The 17,508-nt window shown below is 40.3% G+C and carries 15 protein-coding genes and 4 pseudogenes; 8 read left to right on the plus strand and 11 right to left on the minus strand.

Translation table 11 applies throughout. From position 1 onward, the window contains the following. Positions 1–204 precede the first annotated feature (204 nt). The 3 genes from ACWA2B_RS09680 to ACWA2B_RS09690 all read left to right on the plus strand — a co-directional run bounded on the left by ACWA2B_RS09680 (position 205) and on the right by ACWA2B_RS09690 (position 1,318). The gene (locus tag ACWA2B_RS09680; protein ID WP_013310546.1) at positions 205–369 is read left to right on the plus strand and encodes a hypothetical protein; all 165 of its coding nucleotides are present in this window, start codon (positions 205–207) and stop codon (positions 367–369) included. A 40-nt stretch (positions 370–409) separates the two neighbouring features. Then, positions 410–550, plus strand: a complete 141-nt coding sequence (locus ACWA2B_RS09685; protein WP_165146693.1) for a hypothetical protein — start codon at positions 410–412, stop codon at positions 548–550. 228 nt (positions 551–778) lie between these two features. Beyond that, positions 779–1,318: a GNAT family N-acetyltransferase gene (locus tag ACWA2B_RS09690; protein ID WP_449291973.1), complete on the plus strand. Its 540-nt coding sequence runs from the start codon at positions 779–781 to the stop codon at positions 1,316–1,318. 221 nt (positions 1,319–1,539) lie between these two features. On the opposite strand, the pseudogene tet reads toward ACWA2B_RS09690, so the two are convergent. Further along, positions 1,540–2,942: pseudogene (gene tet / locus ACWA2B_RS09695) on the minus strand (Tet(L)/Tet(K)/Tet(45) family tetracycline efflux MFS transporter). A gap of 578 nt (positions 2,943–3,520) precedes the next feature. On the opposite strand from tet, the gene ACWA2B_RS09700 reads away from it, so the two are divergent. After that, on the plus strand, positions 3,521–3,841 hold the full coding sequence (locus tag ACWA2B_RS09700; RefSeq protein WP_029517409.1) for a hypothetical protein: 321 nt from the start codon (positions 3,521–3,523) through the stop codon (positions 3,839–3,841). 436 nt (positions 3,842–4,277) lie between these two features. Here the strand turns inward: ACWA2B_RS09700 and ACWA2B_RS09705 are convergent, their stop codons facing one another. The 7 genes and pseudogenes from ACWA2B_RS09705 to ACWA2B_RS09735 all read right to left on the minus strand — a co-directional run. Beyond that, positions 4,278–4,436 (minus strand): hypothetical protein, encoded by a 159-nt coding sequence (locus tag ACWA2B_RS09705; protein ID WP_203055923.1) that lies wholly within the window; start codon positions 4,434–4,436, stop codon positions 4,278–4,280. Positions 4,437–4,840: 404 nt separating this feature from the next. After that, positions 4,841–4,945 (minus strand): annotated as a pseudogene (locus tag ACWA2B_RS09710) (YjcZ family sporulation protein); the annotation flags it as partial. A gap of 139 nt (positions 4,946–5,084) precedes the next feature. Beyond that, a complete protein-coding gene (locus tag ACWA2B_RS09715) occupies positions 5,085–5,183 on the minus strand; it encodes an IS3 family transposase (RefSeq protein WP_416145682.1) in 99 nt (32 codons plus the stop codon). A gap of 441 nt (positions 5,184–5,624) precedes the next feature. Next, a complete protein-coding gene (locus tag ACWA2B_RS09720; RefSeq protein ID WP_449291974.1) occupies positions 5,625–5,984 on the minus strand; it encodes a hypothetical protein in 360 nt (119 codons plus the stop codon). A gap of 50 nt (positions 5,985–6,034) precedes the next feature. After that, positions 6,035–7,171 carry a hypothetical protein gene (locus ACWA2B_RS09725; RefSeq protein ID WP_342424936.1) on the minus strand — a complete coding sequence of 379 codons (1,137 nt, stop codon included), beginning with the start codon at positions 7,169–7,171 and terminating at the stop codon, positions 6,035–6,037. Positions 7,172–7,424: 253 nt separating this feature from the next. Next, entirely contained in the window at positions 7,425–8,228 is an 804-nt protein-coding gene (locus tag ACWA2B_RS09730; RefSeq protein WP_449291975.1) for a discoidin domain-containing protein, read from the minus strand. Between the two features lie 170 nt (positions 8,229–8,398). Next, positions 8,399–8,533 (minus strand): annotated as a pseudogene (locus tag ACWA2B_RS09735) (NucA/NucB deoxyribonuclease domain-containing protein); the annotation flags it as partial. 36 nt (positions 8,534–8,569) lie between these two features. Between ACWA2B_RS09735 and ACWA2B_RS09740 the strand changes: the two are divergent. Further along, entirely contained in the window at positions 8,570–8,887 is a 318-nt protein-coding gene (locus tag ACWA2B_RS09740; RefSeq protein ID WP_449291976.1) for a hypothetical protein, read from the plus strand. A gap of 967 nt (positions 8,888–9,854) precedes the next feature. Here ACWA2B_RS09740 and ACWA2B_RS09745 read toward each other — a convergent pair. The 3 genes and pseudogenes from ACWA2B_RS09745 to ACWA2B_RS09755 form a co-directional block, all read right to left on the minus strand. Continuing rightward, positions 9,855–10,190, minus strand: coding sequence for a hypothetical protein (locus tag ACWA2B_RS09745; protein ID WP_449291977.1), 336 nt, complete (start codon positions 10,188–10,190; stop codon positions 9,855–9,857). Between the two features lie 64 nt (positions 10,191–10,254). Continuing rightward, positions 10,255–11,207: pseudogene (locus ACWA2B_RS09750) on the minus strand (GH25 family lysozyme). Beyond that, positions 11,185–11,577: a phage holin family protein gene (locus ACWA2B_RS09755; RefSeq protein ID WP_238794834.1), complete on the minus strand. Its 393-nt coding sequence runs from the start codon at positions 11,575–11,577 to the stop codon at positions 11,185–11,187. The pseudogene ACWA2B_RS09750 and the gene ACWA2B_RS09755 overlap by 23 nt, the downstream one beginning before the upstream one ends. 622 nt (positions 11,578–12,199) lie before the next feature. Here ACWA2B_RS09755 and abc-f point away from each other — a divergent pair. The 3 genes from abc-f to ACWA2B_RS09770 all read left to right on the plus strand — a co-directional run bounded on the left by abc-f (position 12,200) and on the right by ACWA2B_RS09770 (position 17,480). Next, positions 12,200–13,687: a ribosomal protection-like ABC-F family protein gene (abc-f, locus tag ACWA2B_RS09760; RefSeq protein WP_449291978.1), complete on the plus strand. Its 1,488-nt coding sequence runs from the start codon at positions 12,200–12,202 to the stop codon at positions 13,685–13,687. 937 nt (positions 13,688–14,624) lie between these two features. After that, positions 14,625–16,241: a spore germination protein gene (locus tag ACWA2B_RS09765; RefSeq protein WP_029517851.1), complete on the plus strand. Its 1,617-nt coding sequence runs from the start codon at positions 14,625–14,627 to the stop codon at positions 16,239–16,241. Positions 16,242–16,253: 12 nt separating this feature from the next. Further along, the gene (locus ACWA2B_RS09770) at positions 16,254–17,480 is read left to right on the plus strand and encodes a Ger(x)C family spore germination protein (protein WP_029517852.1); all 1,227 of its coding nucleotides are present in this window, start codon (positions 16,254–16,256) and stop codon (positions 17,478–17,480) included. Positions 17,481–17,508 lie beyond the last annotated feature (28 nt).

Below are 17,508 nucleotides of genomic sequence, written 5' to 3' on the forward strand. Positions count from 1 at the left end.
TACACATTAGACTCATGCCGACCTGCCTGTAACATCTCCTGCAACGTAAAGTTGAAAAGGCGAAGACAGGTTCGCATGAGTTTTTTTGTTAACCTTTAGGGATATAGGTACTAGCTTCTTTTTGCTTCTAATAGATTTATGCTGATACATTACTATCACAATTGACATATATATATAGCAGAACTAAGCAAAGGAGATATGCAGATGATCAGAAATAGAGTTAAAACGTATAAGCATCGCATCGGGAAAAACAGATATCTGGTCGTTAAAGTCTTTCAAGCCGCAGCTGCTAAAACAGGAAGCGGAAATGCACTAGCAACCAATGCCTTGAATATCAAAATTTCCAAGCGTAAGCATAAACGCCACTAAGATTCAACCGCACCTTCATTTCTTGAAGGGAGGTGATATTATGAGCAGAAGACATTGCAGACGTGATTTAAGAAGAAGAAGATTGAACATCCGTTCCAATCAAAGAGCCACTGCGCGTGCAAGAGGTAACGCACTGGCTGTTAATTTGTTTAGCGTAAACGATAGACAACGCAGACGTTAATAATCGTTTTCATGCAAAAAGCGGGAGAAATTCTTCCTGCTTTTTTGTGTTAAGCAGCACACCTAACTACTGCTATGAATCGTTTAAGCAAGCGGACGAGATCGTAAATATCACACATAGTTGAACAGTCGCTACTATTTTACTCTTTTATAAATCTAACAGACAGGAAAAAGTGGTTCTCTTTTAGAATAATGTGCATAGAGAAATTAAACCAGAAGGAGACAAGCCATGATAATTAAAATGTCACTTTCAAATATGGGGGATTTTAAAAAGTCAAATGAGAATAACGGCTTTATTGTGTCAGGAAAAATTATACCTAAATACGAGAACAACATTTGGTCATATATAGAAGAAAGTTTTCCCGAACCATATTTTAAACAGTATGAGGATGATGACGTCGATATCAGTTATATTAATGAACAAGGAAAATCTATTTTTTTATATTATGATGAGAACGACTGTGTTGGGAAAATTAAACTTTGTACTAATTGGAATGGCTATGCTCTAATTGAGGATATTGCCGTCGCTAAAGACTGGAGACACAAGGGAATCGGAGCAGCCTTATTGAGTAAAGCAACCGAGTGGGCTAAGCAGAATAATCTTGTTGGCCTTATGCTTGAAACACAGGATGTGAATATTTTAGCTTGTCGATTCTATGCTAAAAATAACTTTGTAATCGGCGGAGTTGATACTATGCTATATTCTAATTTTTCCACAGCCCATGAGAAAGCGATTTTTTGGTATTATAAGTTTAAGTATTCAAATTAGCCTATCCTTCTGTAATAAGGCCGAATTTAAAAACAATACTATCTTGTACGCACACTTTGCATTGCTACTTTTCCCGTATCTAGTAAAATCAAACTGATCAGCACACAAAACTCTGCCGGCCAATTAAGGTTAGCAGAGCTTTTGATTTATTTTCAGAGTATTCACTTACTTCAAACGTGAGGATGCGATCATTTTCAGCATGTAATCCTTTTTTGCTCTTATCAGGAATCTGAAACTGAACGTCTATATACAATAACAGATAAAATCCCGCTAATTATAATGACCACTGAAAAAATCAATAACATATTGCTATATAAATAAGCAGATGGAAAATTAATGATTGGTATAAATTTTTGATGAATAAGACGTATTGACAATAAGCCTCCTACAACTGAAATCCCCGTTCCTTCTGATAAAAAGCTTATAAAATTAAGCAAGCTCATTCCTGCGCCAGCTACTTCTTGTTTTAAACTACTTGAAACAATAGTGGATATTACTGTTTTAATAAAAGAAAGACCACCGAAAACAAAGACTAGAATAATAGACATCAGCCAAGGTGTCATTTCAATAAAGAAAGCAGCTACCAAAAAACTGACGGCAAGAAATGCAACGGCGACTGCTAGCACATGTAAGGAACCTTTCTTATCAACAAGTGCTCCTCCAAGAAAACCAAAGAAAATAACACTTATCGTTCCAGGAAAAATAATTCCACTGCCAAACATTGCGGTACTTAAGTGGTGAACGTCTTTCATCATATAAGGGACCATAGAAACAAATCCAGCTACGGTACCAAACATAAGCCCCCCACAAAGGATTCCTATCATAAATGCAGTATTTTCCCCCAATGAAGAATCAACAAAAGGATTGGTTACTTGTCTGATATGTTTTAAAAAGATCAAGAAAAATAGAACACTTATCACCAGAAAAGAAATTCTGTAAGAAGTTGTATACAACATAAACAATACAATACCTAGAGATATAAGCACGATTCCTGCATTGTCAAACGAGCCCTTTGAAATGACTTCCTTTTTCAATAATTTTATCAGGAAGGGAACAGTTACAAACGTTAAAACAGGAAGAAGCAGTAAATAAGACCAATGAATATAATGAGCAATCACCCCACCAATAGCCGGCCCTATCCCTTCACCCATTGCTACGATAGACCCGATGAGGCCATATTGCCTTTCCCCTGTTTTCTTTTGGGATATGCGAGCAACTACGACCATCACAAGTGAAGGAAATGCAGCTGCACCAATCCCTTGTATAAATCGTCCCAAGATAAGTGTTGGAAAAAAAGTATGTCCCACAAATCCAATTAATCATCCTACGCAATTCACTATGATTCCAAACAGGAGCAACCTTTTAATACCTAACTGATCAGATAACTTTCCGTATATAGCTGTTCCTATAGAAAAACTTAGCATAAAGGCAGTATTCACCCAATTTGTAATGGCTGGTGTCTTATTGAATTCATCAGCAATATCAGGTAAAGAGATATTAAGAACCATTTCATTTAACACACTAAAAACGAAAGAACACAAAGCCACATTAAAATTTGGTTATAGCTCAAAACGGACTGTGAATAAGGGGTTTTCACTTTTGACCCTCCAGAAACAAGATACATTCAAGACATGAGTGTATCCTTGCTCCATATCATTGGAGGTTTAATACAGCGCCTATTTCCATACGAGAAAATGTAATGATCTTTTGGTCACCATCCCAGCCCCCTATGATTACAATATAGAGCGTATATCGCTCTTGTGGTCCCCTCTTCCAAAACCAGCAGACGCGCCTTTATGTCCATTACACTGCTACCTGTTCTTATCTCCAGTCCTTCATGTTGGACCACATCATTGCTCAGTAGAATAATTGTACAGTATTGGTAATAGCGTTTTGATATCGGGTAACAAAGCGTTCAGCTTCTTTATTACCTGTCGTTTTCCGTATACTGTACAGATCAGAACAATGAACGATAAAAGCGGATACAACTATTGTGCAACAATAGCGGAATTAGACGGTTGCCAAAGTGACACTGAACTTTTACAGATGTTTATGATGGTGTACGTGAAGCCAAGGAGAAGAATATGGGGGCGATATTCCTGTGCCAGTAGGATAAGACAAGAACCTAATTAAGCGTACAATCGCAGCACGTTAGATACATTTAAACTAATCAGGAAATTATCCAAGTAGGAGGGAATAACCATGGCATTTGAAGGTTATAGAGAAGACAAGCGAGGACAATGGTTTGACTGGCCATTCCCCTTGTCGGTATCAATACTGTATGTGGATGCGGATGTAGATGAAACAGAAACGAAATGGTACCTCATTATCGAACAAGAAAAACATTTGATCCGAATTAGGGATGAAAAGCAAATTGAACTGCTTCATCACTGCATGTATGGAATCTTGTTAAATGACGAGAATATCAACTGGATTATTGATAAAAATGGCGGTAGATTTACCTATCACGACAGTGTGCAAGATTTCATCAAATTCCAGAAAGAATACCTGGATATATTTTAAAAACCGTGAACAGTTAAAAGCTCTGCCGACCAATTAAGGTAACAGAGCTTTTCGATTTATTTAGAGTATTCACTTACTTAAATACACTTTTGGAATCAAGCCGACTTTAGAGCAGTGGAAAAGGCTACGATCCGGCGTGGATCAATCGTCGTCAAGTGGTTTGCCGACCGTTAATAGCAGTTTCATAGTCTTAACTTTCACTCGCTAGGTACTAACTTCTCCATATGTATTAGTTGTGATTTCGTACTGGCAAGGTCATTATTGTGAGTTATTGGTACTTTTTGGGCAATTAGTTAAAGCTAAAGCTCACGTATCGTCACAATACATGTATGGACTTTGGCTAGATTTTTTAGAACCCCCACCGTTGTCGTGAAATTCACTATTCTGTACCGTTACGTCGGAAAATCCTTTTATATGGAGCCCCATATTTGTATTTTTAATCTCTATGTTCTTTCTCAAAGAGTACCTTATCGTTCACATAGCTACTACCTTCCAACAGAATACCATAATTTGTAATGCTAACATAACTTGGCACTTTATCAGGCTCGGTTGTTGCTACACCATGCACTGTTAAATTTTTAATAATTACATTCAATGCCCGGTTTGAATTGTTCGAAGTTAAAGCTCCATTATCCCTAGTTAGCATCAATTTGCAGCACTGTAGCCCCCTTACCCACTGTGGTAATAGTAACATTACTCTTTAGATATATTGGTTTTTTGATGCTGCAATTACATTTATTTACTTCAACCTTCATCCTACCACCTCTTTGAGAATTTTATCTAACAGAAGCCTGATAAGCCAGCAGTGGTCTTGACTCGCTACTGAAAAGATAAAATGAAATACAATAAGCGCAAAACTATTATGGCAGGAATCCACCAAGTATTTGCCGAAAGAGAAGCGAATACGGTGGCTATTGCCAAATAGCTTATGCGCTCAATGGGCTCAACTATTGAATATCCATGAGTGAAATGATATTTTCCAACAGTTCTTTTTACAAACTAAACCCAAAGTGATTTAGTGATGATAACTAAGAGAATAAAGAGCACTAAAATTGCCGCTGTAGAAGTCCATACACCGCCGCCACCTGTATTTTCATAGGCACCCCTCTCTTTTAACCTCCTTTATTTGTCGTTACCTTAATATATGTTTAAATACGTTCTATGATAGGGCATGCAGGTAAATAAAAAAACACTAGCTTAGCTAGTGGTCAAGTCCCCATTTTATAGACACGGAAAAAAGCCCCTAGACTATAAGCTGCTTTCGATATTCTTTCGGAGGCAACTTATTTAACTTTCGTTGTGATCGACTTTGATTATAAAATCGAATATAGTAGCCAGTTATGTGAGTCCTTCATTACTTGTAATTAAAGGAGATGGGAAGATATCTTTCGAATACATCGCTTTAAACATCAATATATCGGTCTATATATCCTGTCCGTATCTGTATCAATCACGAAACCAACCTCTGTGTCATCTTCAAAACGTAATCGATCAAAATTATGAAGTCGACAAAATATATCAGGTAAATCTCTAATATTAAGACTCAGCATTTTTGCTTGTATATACTTTTGATATAGTTCTTCTTGTGTGCATAGGGGACCAGTAATCAAATTCTGAAAAAAGAAACCTTCAATTTTAATAATCATAATATCACCACTGGTGGTAACCATTCTTTATAAATTTAAAATACTTACATAACAATAGCTCAACTAAAGCGCATGTTAAGTTAACCTTTGTGAACAAGTTAAATCTCCCTTGCTACCACATTTGTTTATGATAGCTTCTATTTTTCCGTTAATTTATTAAATATCTCTCTATCTTCGGAAGTAAAGTCAGAAATCCGTTTCTTTTTCACGTATGTGTTGGTACTTGAATCCAATTTGATGAAGCCATTTTCCCCAACCATATATACGATATTTTTTTTTATCTTATATGACACAATATTATCAACAGCTTTTTCCGTTGGAGCAGCAAGATGATTATAAAGTATTAAACAGTTGTCCCGCCCCCCTCTCAAAATTTGAAAAGTCCCGTCACCAAAATATTCTACGGTATCTTTTCCATCTGGGTATTTATAGTTCGTATTATCCGCAAAATTTACTAGAAAAATTATAGTAGTAGTTATAACTAGTAGAGAGACCAAGATCAAAATAAAGATATATCTAAACTTCATCTGCAATTCATACCTCACTTCTAGGCTTTTCTTGTATCAGTTACTGTTACATAAGACGTATACTCATTGAGTGTTCCCCATGATTCCATTATATTTGTTAGATTGGCCGCAGCCCAACCGAGTTTGTTGTTCCCAGTAAACATTCGTTTAAAATTAAACTCGAAATTATATTTATCATAATATATTGTAGTAATTTTCCATTGCCCGTCAACGTAATCCCCATTTATTTCATAATACATGTTGTGAAAAGCATTATATAAATCTCTATCACTTTCTAATTGCGCAGATCCATTATAAGAAAAACTTTTAACTTTTTTACCATTAGCTTTTTTGACTTCATCATTAACTATTGCGATGTGCTCTTTAGATTTTTTAACTTGCTGCGCCTCATATGACCACTCGTTAAAGTGTAAATTTCCTGGTTTGTAGTCAAGTGAATGTTGAAGTAAATGGGCTGTGATGTCCCCGTACTTCTTTCGAGCTATAGGAACAGCTACTAATGCAAATGCTTTACGATCAGGATAATGTATTACAGTGTCTGTCGAATCTTTTACCTTCTCTACGCCTCGTACCCAAGTCTTTTCTAGTTCTACCATCGGATTTTCAAACGGAAAAGTAATATTTCCTGCATACACTAACATATTCTTACTATATGCACCTTCCAGTACTTTTGGCGAGACATCAGACTGATCCTTTTCTCTTGTTTCCTTAGATTCTAACTGAGGACTGTATTGAATTTTTCTCAATTGATCTTCTTTTTGTTTTAGAACAAGTTCAAACTCAAGGATCTCTTTACTGGTATCAATCTGTTCTTGATACTTAACTACATAAGCATGTGTAAACGTAATATCTCGGATTGTGTTTTCATTTCTATCGATTTGGATATTACATTTGCGATAGTAATCCTCACTATCAGGTTTATATTCTGTATTTGCCCATGTATACAGCATGTTGGAATTATCCGCATTGTCTATAACTGAAGGAAGCGAATGAAGCGGAATCTTGCTTCGAATATGTAGCGAATGAGCCAAGTTTGTAGACTTAGCTGAAAGGTTTATGGAACTATTATTCTTATAAGTAAAGCCAGTGATTTCACCTTTTACAAACTCAATTGGCTCACCACCGGATTTGCGTTCTATTCTTAATGAAATACTCATTAAAATAATCTCCTTTGTTAATTTAATCTGGTTTTGTAGGAAAAATTTATGAAAACTAATTTCCAAATATTAATATATACGAAAAATATTAAATAGTAAACATATTTTCAACGTGATAAAGGACATCAATTGAGTTTCGTAACCTCGGCAAATTATATGAAGAAGCTAAAACGAAATATAATTCAGCCTAACACGAACCTGTTAGAAACGTTAAAAGCTCTGCCGACCAATTAAGGTTAGCAGAGCTTTTTATTTATTTAGAGTATTCACTTACTTCAAACGTTAGGATACGATCATATAGCATGTAATCCTTACGGCTACTGAATGGGCCTTTATTGTTATCGTGCTTATTGATAGCATATGATGCTGATCCAGAACCAGCCTGCTTGCTTTCGTACCAGGCAATAAAGTCATTGACTTCTTTCATGCTTAGGTCGAATTCCTTTTCCAAACCAGTTGTCATGGTAACTACCAGAATTGCACGATCCCCGTTTGGAGTCGGTTCCTCTGTTCCTGGGTTAGGAGTGGAACTTGATACTTTAGACATCATCTCCAATTCGCTAAGAGCTAGATACTGACTTCCATTATTACCTGTAATATTAATTCTATAATCCTTGTATGAATTAGAATTAGAGAAAGCGAATTTTTTTGGAGTACTATCTACCCATCCACTGATATTTGACTGAGTGTCTAGCACGTTCCAAGTGACCCCATCATTTGAGCCTTCGAAAGTCCAGTCTTTAGGGGCACGATCAGTTGCCGTTGTCTGTGGATATATAACATATTGCTCAATAACTTCGGCTTTAGGAAAATCATATCTTAACCAAGCAGAAGTTGTACTTGATGTCCATGCACTAGCAATTGTCGCAAATTCCTTGTTAAACGCCTCATATGCATATGAATATTCATTACTTGCGCTTGCTACTCCAGATGGCAAAATGTTAGTTGTCATATGCGGAACCAGATTTTCTGAATACTCTGCTTCAGCCGCAAAAACATTCGATATGGGTAAAGATAAAAGAACTAAAAATAAAATCGTTATACATGCTTTCTTCATTAAATGATCCTCCAATATGTTTGATAGAACTAAGAATAATTTAATTGAGGAAATGTGTCTAAACATAAACTTGCTTATCTATAAATATGTTCTATATTTTTGCATATTTATTTTTTATTGGGTATTAAAAAGGACTCATTCCAGCTTCTATACTGGTTGAGTCCTTGTTTTTATTTCACGATAAACCTCACTTTGATTCCATCAGCATACTTTTCTAACTGATGACTTACCCATGATCCTGCTCCCCGGTTATCACTAGGGGTTATGTATCTGATATCAGCACCTACGCCACCTTCTCCACACATTCTATCGTCACACTAAAAAAAGAGAAAATAACTTCAATGTCCAGCAGTAATGATAAGCTGCTCCTCATAACCACTCGTTTCATTAATCACGGCAATCCCGAGTATAGTCTGGTTGATATTGCAACAGGTAAACGCACCAAAATAAAGTTGCCCTTTTTATCCCGCCAATTTGTCTATATGTCCCCGGACGGCAAGGGGGTCTATTATTTGGGCAGCACTTCTCAGAAAAATCAGGCAGAAAGACGCGGCGTATATTATTATGATTTCACATCGAAAATTCAACCCCCCATTTTCATACAAGAAGAGGGTTTTATCCATAACTTCATACTGCTGAACAAGTACTCATTCTGTTGAACTATGCCAAAAAGCCGGAAAGAAGCTTACGCTTTCTCTCCGGCTTTCTTTATCTGATTCCAATCACTAAACCTATTGCGCAACTTCTCCCACCAGTCGCACCTTTGAGCACTCTTCTCTTACTAGCTTGGCCAGTAGAGCTTTTAGTGTTTACTTTGAAATTGTATCCGATTAGTCTATTCGGTAGTAACAGTCATTTGATCGGGTGTTTTTGGCGCAGTAATAGGGGCAGGAGCAGGGCTTATTGCACAAATCCTTAAAAACCAAGATAAGGGCAAAGGAATTACGATTAACTTGATGCGTACAGGATATTCCATCACAAACAACTCTTAATTCCCATCTTTAACAGCCCCCATCGGAGTACAAGATAGGCATAATGAGTAAAGGGAGCTGATATTATCTATAATTCATTCACTTCAATATTTTTCGTTGTACTTGCTATAATAATTCAAATTACAATACGAAAATTGGAGCCTCGGATAAGTAAAAGCACAATGTTGAAAGTGAGAATTGCAATAACAACAACAGTCCTGCTTGTCGGAGTCGTGTTGTATATAATTGACCCTCAGTGGTGGATCGTGATTGCTTTTGCAATATTTTTCTGTATACTGCTTGTTATGCTTTTTGTAATTTTTTTGAAAAGACGTAGTAAATCACATTGATTTATGATTTGCATGCTCAGCGTTTAACAAGAGCCTTCCTTAAATGGAGGGCTTTTATATTACATACCAAATCTTATGGGTACATCCTATATGAGCAAAAACAAAAAAAGCCCCACCAGCCGAAACCAGCAGGGCATTAGTTTTTTAGATTTACTCCGTAATGACTGGAGTTTGTACGGAATCTACTGATGCAGAAATAGGCTCGGGTGCAGATTGAACCTGAGCGTCTGGCATTACCTCAGCCTTAGCCTGTGCCAAGAAATCATTAAGCTTTGCAGCCAGATCCGATACAGCTTCCTTAGCTGCTACTTGTGCCGCTTCCTCATTTGGCTGTGCTTCAGTAGCGAGTACCGCTTTTGTTTTAGCCTTATACTCCAGATATGCCTTCTCAATTGCTGCTTGTAACTCCGTAGACGATACACAATGCCCTGTTCCGTAAGCCGTAAGGATGCATACTGTAAAGCCTCATGCATCTTATGAACCCCACCAGCATCTTTAAACGTAGTCTGAGCAAATGCAAAAGCCTCTCCTGCTACTTTATGGATTACCTCACGTTGTGCTGCCGTTGTACGCGCTTCTAGCCACACGTTAACCTTAGTCTTGAGTTTATTCAGACCTCCTAAAACAAATGCTGTAAGCACACCCGCAGCGGCTGTGACAATGGTATTTACATAGGCTGTACAGTTTCGATAATTGTTTGCATGATTACTTTTCCCCTTTCGTTTTCAACGATGCGATTTTATTTTTTGAATCCCAGGACACTACAGCACCGTATGCCGCCGCAACGGGTCTGAGCTGCACGTATGCCACTCCTTCGACCAGTTGGATAAATTGCAGCTTGGCTCCATTTAAATAAGCGACCTTGAGACTGGTGTCCCAATGACACGATAAGCCTAACACAGTAGCAAGCACACGCAGCGGAACATACGTCCTGCCACTATAGAGCAGCGTCTTCCCTACACCTGTTTGCCATTTACGACGAACGTACCGGACGTGACTGTCTCCGGCTGCTCAGGGGGCTTTGTGAAACGTTCACGCAGCTCGTCCGCCGTACCATCATACTCATTCATATCCACGTTCCCTTTTATCCCTGCTACCTTGCCGCTGTCGCTGTATTGCCAAATATCCCAACGTTTCCACGTCACTGTGTCGCTTGGGACACGAGTATCACTGTACCGAGCTATCCATAATGGGTAACCACCCAAAGAGGCGTTAAAATTCGCTGCAAATGCATTACCTGTATAGACAATGGGCTTGCGTCCTGTAAGTCGCTCCAGTTCGAGAAGAAAAGCCAAAGCTACAGCGCTAATAAGCGTTTTGGACAGGTTACCGGGATTATTTTCATAATCCATTACAGGCGGCAAGTCTAGCGTTTTCCCACCACCTACCTGTTCCAATACTTCGGCAAAATGCCGCGCTTCCGCTTTAGCTGCCTCAACAGTGGTGGCATCTAAAAAGTGGTATGCACCCGGCAATACCCCGACTGCTCTGGCTCCTTTTGCATTCGTGGTGAATGTAGGATCAACGTAACGTTGCCCCTGGCTGGCGTTAATAAAAGCAAAAGATATACCATCTGCCTTGACCGCCTTCCAATCAATCTTTCCTTGATAACGGGATACGTCGATCCCTCTTGCATTACGGCTGTTTCGTCGTTGCATCCTCTTTCTCTCCTTCCTTACCACCTTTACTTTTCAAAACTTCTACGGCCTGTCGGATCACAGGCGGGATAGGAGCGCCGAGTCTGCCGCCATTCTCCAAAATGGACAGCAGTTCATTTGCCATATAAAAATAGGCGACCGCATCCCGGAAAAGGTGCGAATCGCCTAAGACTCCATTGATTAGATGAGATACAGCAACTATTGTAAAAATAAATACCTCTCGAGCGATACCGATAAGACCAATCTTGCTTTTTAAGCCGGGTCCGGTTCCCTTCTTACCTTCTGCGCCAGCGGCAAATAATCTGGTCACATAATCAATAATGACCAGCGCGAGCAACACCCCCAATACTATATACAATCCTTTAAGTATTTTTCTTTCCGGCGTGCTGGCTGTGAAGCAATGACAGCAGAAATGACTAACAGTCAATTCTTCAACTGGTCTTGTTAGATCCAGTTGTATATATCCATGTTGACTTTATTTTTGCCACGGGTTTCGTCACCTCCTCAAGACGCAAAATAAGGCCCTGAGTTATCAGAGACTTCCATACTTAAATATTAAATTGGTTCTGCTGCTATAGCGCTAGGAATTTTAAAAACCCATATGTTATTAACCTAATACGAACGAGTAGGATAGTTAAATAACAGTAATCAATCTAAGGAGCATGTCGAACTACGCGAAGCTTCAGCCTAACAGGACTAGCAGGTTGTAGTTAAATTACTATTGTGATAAACTGGATGTAATTTGATGACGGGAGTTGAACGGATACATGTAGAACTTTCTTGCTTTGAGATCACGAAAAGAACGGACTCAGCGATCGGCTGTGGTCGTTTTATTCATCTCTGCAAGAAAGGTCTGCGTTTCGTTTGCGCTCCCTCTCCGGACAGTCATACGGCCCCTTGAAATGGGGCCGTATTTCCTCGTATGGATTAGAGTCGCAAGATAGCACCTTTCTTGCGGCTCTTTTTTATTTCCAAACGAAAGGATGACTGCCATGCCCGCCATTCAGGTAACCAATCTTACTTTTGCCTATCCAGGCAGCTATGACCCCATATTCGAAAATGTTCATTTTCAAATTGATACAGACTGGAAGTTGGGCTTTACGGGGCGAAACGGTCGGGGGAAAACGACGTTCTTAAACCTGTTGCAGGAGAAATACGAATACAGCGGTACGATCTCCACACCAGTCGCCTTTGATTATTTTCCGTTTCCCGTCGATCACCCGGAGTATTTGACCTTAGACGTCGTCGAAGAGATCGTGCCAAGCTATGAGAGCTGGAAGTTGATGCGCGAACTGAACCTGCTTAAGGTTTCAGAAGACGTGTTGTACAGGCCATTCGAATCGCTGTCCCAAGGAGAACAGACGAAGGTATTGCTGGCCGTGCTATTCATCCAAGACAATCGATTTCTGCTCATCGACGAACCGACCAATCATCTCGACTTGCACGCACGCAAGCTTGTCGCCGATTATCTGAATACGAAGCGCGGTTTTATTCTTGTTTCACACGACCGGGCTTTTCTCGACCGCTGCGTGGATCATATTCTATCGATCAACAAAACGAATATCGAAATCCAAAAAGGCAACTTCTCCAGTTGGTGGACGAACAAAACTCGCCAAGATACGTTCGAAATGGCACAAAACGAAAAGCTGTACAAAGACATACAGCGTTTATCTGCTTCTGCTAAACGTACTAGCGGCTGGTCTTTCGAGACCGAAAAATCGAAGAACGGCACACGAAACTCCGGCTCCAAGCTTGACAAGGGATACGTCGGGCATAAGGCAGCGAAAATGATGAAACGCTCGAAAGCCATCGAACAGCGGCAACACGCCGCTTTAGAGGAAAAATCGAAATTGCTCCGAAATATCGAACAGTCAGAAAGCCTTGCGATCTCTCAGCTCGTGTATCCCAAATCGGAACTGGCTATGCTGGATCACGTCACGATTTACTACGGGGAAAGAGCGGTTTGCAAGAACATTTGTCTGACGATCGAACCAGGAGATCGGATTGCAATTTCAGGTCCAAATGGTTCAGGTAAGTCTAGCTTGCTTCGCCTGCTGAACGATGAGACGCTACATTATACAGGTACGTTTCAGCGGGAGCCGCAGCTTCGCGTTTCCTATGTATCCCAGAATACTTCTCATCTGCGAGGAACGCTTTCCGATTATGCAGCAGAGCACAGAATTGACGAAAGCTTATTTAAGGCCGTGTTACGTAAGCTAGATTTCGCCCGCATCCAGTTTGAGAAGGATATATCGGCGTTTAGCGGCGGGCAGAAGAAGAAGGTTCTAATCGCGAGAAGCCTATGTGAGGAGGCTCATCTGCATATTTGGGACGAACCGCTCAACTTTATCGACGTGATTTCCCGGATGCAAATTGAGGAGCTGTTGCTTGAGTACACGCCGACCATTGTATTCGTGGAACATGATCGGGAATTTCATGACCGTGTCGCCACGAAAACGATTGAACTCGGTGGAGATTAGAAATTTACAAAGTGACTTGGAGTAAGACATGATTTAAACGGCAGAAAGCTTTGCACAACAACTTTTATGAAAAGGGAAGCGATTGAACTTAAGGGACACGAGAGTTCAATAGAACATCGGCAGTCTAGGATTTTATTTTATTTTCTTATCCATGGCTGCCGATTCTTTCTATTGGGGGCATTCTAATAGTTATTTCACTAAGACTGAGAGCTATATTATTCTACAGCGGGTTTTGCTTCCATAATATCGTCTCCCCTTATAAAAGAGTAAAAACCTCTCCAAACTGAAGCGACCCCTGTCAAGTGGACAGCTATCAAAAAGCAATATTTAAGTGCTCTGCCTCCCTCACGGTAGCCAACGAAAAATGACATCTGGCAAGAATATCTTTAAATGGTGATTTCCGGAGGACTTTTTTGTGCTTTAAATAACTTCGCAAGTGCTCCTCTTATGAGCCAGATGCTTCATTTGATTTTAATTCATTTTTTGCAACATGTATTAGAGCAGCCAACGATGTGAAAATCCACTTTTCCCGATGCCAGAGCATTTGCGCAGAAAATGATATATCCGGTAAATCCTATGGTAAAGCAACCAAATTTGTTCTCTGTGAAAGTCATCAACAATCAATGAGGAACGAGATGCCAGCAGATGATCTGGAGATACCACCATTCGAAATGACTCATCTTTTAAAAACTCTGAATGAAGGTCTTTGGCTACAACGAATCCATCCAATACAAAAACGACATCCGCAAGCCCTTCTCTTAGACTGTGTCTATACCGGCCAACAATTTTTGCCGTATGCCACTAAAAAAGCTTCTACTATTGTAAACATAGTTGAAATAAATTGATATAAAAACATCTTTTGGAAGGTGTGTACATATAAATCGTGGAATAGCAACATATTACAGTTAACCGCTATCTAGAAGGGAACTGTATTGCTATGGTTGACAAGTTAAAAAAATGGCTGTTTAAGCAGCCTTCACGATCTAAAAATGGCACGAGCTCTGAACCAGTTAATGATAAAAAATCGACTGAGTTATCCAAGGAACTGAGTGGCACGCTTAAGGACAACGTGACCTTGCTGAAGCAGGAAATAGGACATAGCACGGATTTCATTCTTCGTTGTTTGAACGATAAACAGGGCAATCCGGTTCTCGCTGTAGGTTTTCTTCAAGGCCTGATTGATCAGCAAATTTTAACGACACTGCTGGAGGAACTTACTGCAGGTATTCGAAATGGGGATCTCTCCGATCGTAATGTTGAAAGTTGGTTGATGGATCGTATTCCTATTGGGGGCATCACTTGCCTTAAAAATGAGAAAGCACTTATCCATGCCGTTCTTTATGGACAGGTGGTTCTCCTTGTCGAAGGCAGCACCAAGGCCTTTGCTGCTTCTATGAGCGGGGGGGCTAAAAGAGCGGTTGAGGAGCCAACATCGCAGACAGTAATTCGCGGTCCTAAAGAGGGGTTTACAGAGGATATATCCACCAATATCGCACTCCTCCGGAGAAGGATCAAATCAACTGAACTCCACTTTGATTCTCGAATTATCGGATCATACACGCAGACGAAGGTATCGGTGGCATATATTCGAGGCATTGCAGATCCAGAGGTGGTTAAGGAAATCTCCAGACGATTAGATTCCATTAACACGGACAGTATTCTCGAAAGTGGATATATCGAGGAATTTATTCAAGATGGGGTATGGACCCCCTTTCCAACCATATATAACACTGAGCGCCCGGATACTGTAGCAGGCAGCTTGCTTGAGGGGTTAGTAGCGATATTGGTTGATGGGACTCCATTTGTATTGATTGCTCCTGTAACCTTTTTTCGGTTCATCGCATCCAGTGAAGACTACTACCAACGTTATGATCTGGCATCTTTTCTTCGAATCGTTCGAATGGCATCCTTTTTCTTGGCATTGCTATTACCCTCATTCTTTATTGCAACAACAACGTTTCACCAGGAAATGCTGCCTACAACAATGCTCATCACTTTGGCTGCGCAGAGAGAGAATACACCATTGCCAGCCCTGCTTGAAGCAATGCTAATGGAGCTGACCTTTGAGGTTATTCGCGAAGCAGGAGTACGAATGCCGCGCGCCGTAGGGCCTGCAATCTCTATCGTTGGGGCATTGGTTCTTGGACAAGCTGCTGTACAGGCGGGATTGGTTTCTGCAGCTATGGTGATTGTGGTTTCATTCACAGCTATCTGCAACTTTGTACTACCTGCGATCAATATGGCGGGGGCTGTTCGTTTGCTCAGATTTGGACTAATGCTGTTAGCGGGTTTATTTGGATTATACGGCGTTTTGGCGGGCTTGGTTCCCATCCTCGTTCGATTAGTATCTGTGAATTCGTTCGGCGTTCCTTATATGATGCCGCTCGCACCTTTCTATACGAGCAATATGAAAGACCTGTTTGTGCGTGTACCTTGGTGGAAGATGAAGAAACGGCCGAAAATGATTGGGGATGTCAATCCAGTAAGACAGGCAACGGAACAGGAATCATTTGCAGAACAAGCGGGGGAACACAGCCGAGATCCCATGGCGTAAGGAGGAACCGATATGTCCCAATTAGGTAGATTTATTTTGGCCTTGGTCATATTATTCATTTTGGCGGGTTGCTGGAACCGAGTCGAACTGAATGAGCTGTGGGTAACTGCGGCTACAGGAGTAGATATGATGGACGACGGACAGTGGATGATGTCCTATCAGATTATTATTCCCTCCGCCCTTGCAAGTGGTACCGGAGGAGGAACGGGAGGGTCTTCTCAACCGGCATCCCATGTATTCTCAGTAAAGTCCAAAACCTATAACCAGGCGTTATCGTACAGCAATTTAAAAACATCAAGACAAATCTACATAGCACATAATCGTGTTGTATTTATCGGTAAGAGAGCGGCTGAGAAAGGAATGGACCGTTTAATTGATTTTTATCTTCGTAATACGGAAGCAAGGGAGATGGTAACTATGATTGTAACGGACGGCTTAGCATCCGATCTATTAAAGAAATTACTGCCGCCTGAAAAACTTCAAGGCGTCGCCATGGCTGAATTAGTCGACAAAGAGAGTGATATTTTATCGGTGTTTCCGAAAGTTAGGGTTTATGATTTCGTATTAAGCATGAACTCGGATTCCAAATCTATTGGAGTACCGGTCGCCGAGTTGACCGGAGAAGGGGACTATCAGGATGTGAAGGAAGCAGAGAGTCTGGATGTCTTCAAAAAAACCTCGGCCCCGCTCAAACTGGCATTGACTAAATTGGCGGTATTCCAAAAAGGAAAGCTCAAAGGGTTTCTCAACAAGGAAGAGAGTCTGGGTGTATCTTATCTGTCTCAAAAGATTAACAACAGCGAAATTTCGTTCCCATGCAGCAAACAGCCCGGTAGGGAAATGTACTCTTCCATACTAGTAAACTCTGCTAATGTAAAGCTTACACCCAGAAAAACCAGTTCTCATTACACTATGCAGGTTGGAGTGAAAATTAATGGGACTTTAAATGAAACTACATGCACTAAGGATATTTCCAAGACGAAGACCATACATGATCTGGAAGAAGAGATTGCAAAAGAAGTGACCAGTACGATAAATAAGGGCTGGGCTAAACTTCAGGAACTTGGTGTAGACGCAACTGGTTTTGCTGACCGGATTCACCGGAGGTTCCCAAGGGAGTGGGGAACGGTGAAAAAAGACTGGGATCAGGAATTCAAGAAGATAGAACTGGACATTCGAGTGGATGCACGGATTCAGCGTCCTGGCCTCCTACAGAAGCATATCGGAAGTCAAACCTAACCCATTTTGTATAAAGGGGCTTAAAAAG

It is taken from the genome of Paenibacillus sp. CMM36 (assembly GCF_053570945.1).

Coding starts and splice junctions, on each gene's coding strand:
- ACWA2B_RS09740 (WP_449291976.1), top strand. CDS start 8,570: ATGTCCAGCAGTAATGATAAGCTGCTCCTCATAACCACTCGTTTCATT.
- ACWA2B_RS09765 (WP_029517851.1), top strand. CDS start 14,625: ATGGTTGACAAGTTAAAAAAATGGCTGTTTAAGCAGCCTTCACGATCT.
- ACWA2B_RS09700 (WP_029517409.1), top strand. CDS start 3,521: ATGGCATTTGAAGGTTATAGAGAAGACAAGCGAGGACAATGGTTTGAC.
- ACWA2B_RS09685 (WP_165146693.1), top strand. CDS start 410: ATGAGCAGAAGACATTGCAGACGTGATTTAAGAAGAAGAAGATTGAAC.
- ACWA2B_RS09770 (WP_029517852.1), top strand. CDS start 16,254: ATGTCCCAATTAGGTAGATTTATTTTGGCCTTGGTCATATTATTCATT.
- ACWA2B_RS09690 (WP_449291973.1), top strand. CDS start 779: ATGATAATTAAAATGTCACTTTCAAATATGGGGGATTTTAAAAAGTCA.
- ACWA2B_RS09730 (WP_449291975.1), bottom strand. CDS start 8,228: ATGAAGAAAGCATGTATAACGATTTTATTTTTAGTTCTTTTATCTTTA.
- ACWA2B_RS09680 (WP_013310546.1), top strand. CDS start 205: ATGATCAGAAATAGAGTTAAAACGTATAAGCATCGCATCGGGAAAAAC.
- ACWA2B_RS09725 (WP_342424936.1), bottom strand. CDS start 7,171: ATGAGTATTTCATTAAGAATAGAACGCAAATCCGGTGGTGAGCCAATT.
- abc-f (WP_449291978.1), top strand. CDS start 12,200: ATGCCCGCCATTCAGGTAACCAATCTTACTTTTGCCTATCCAGGCAGC.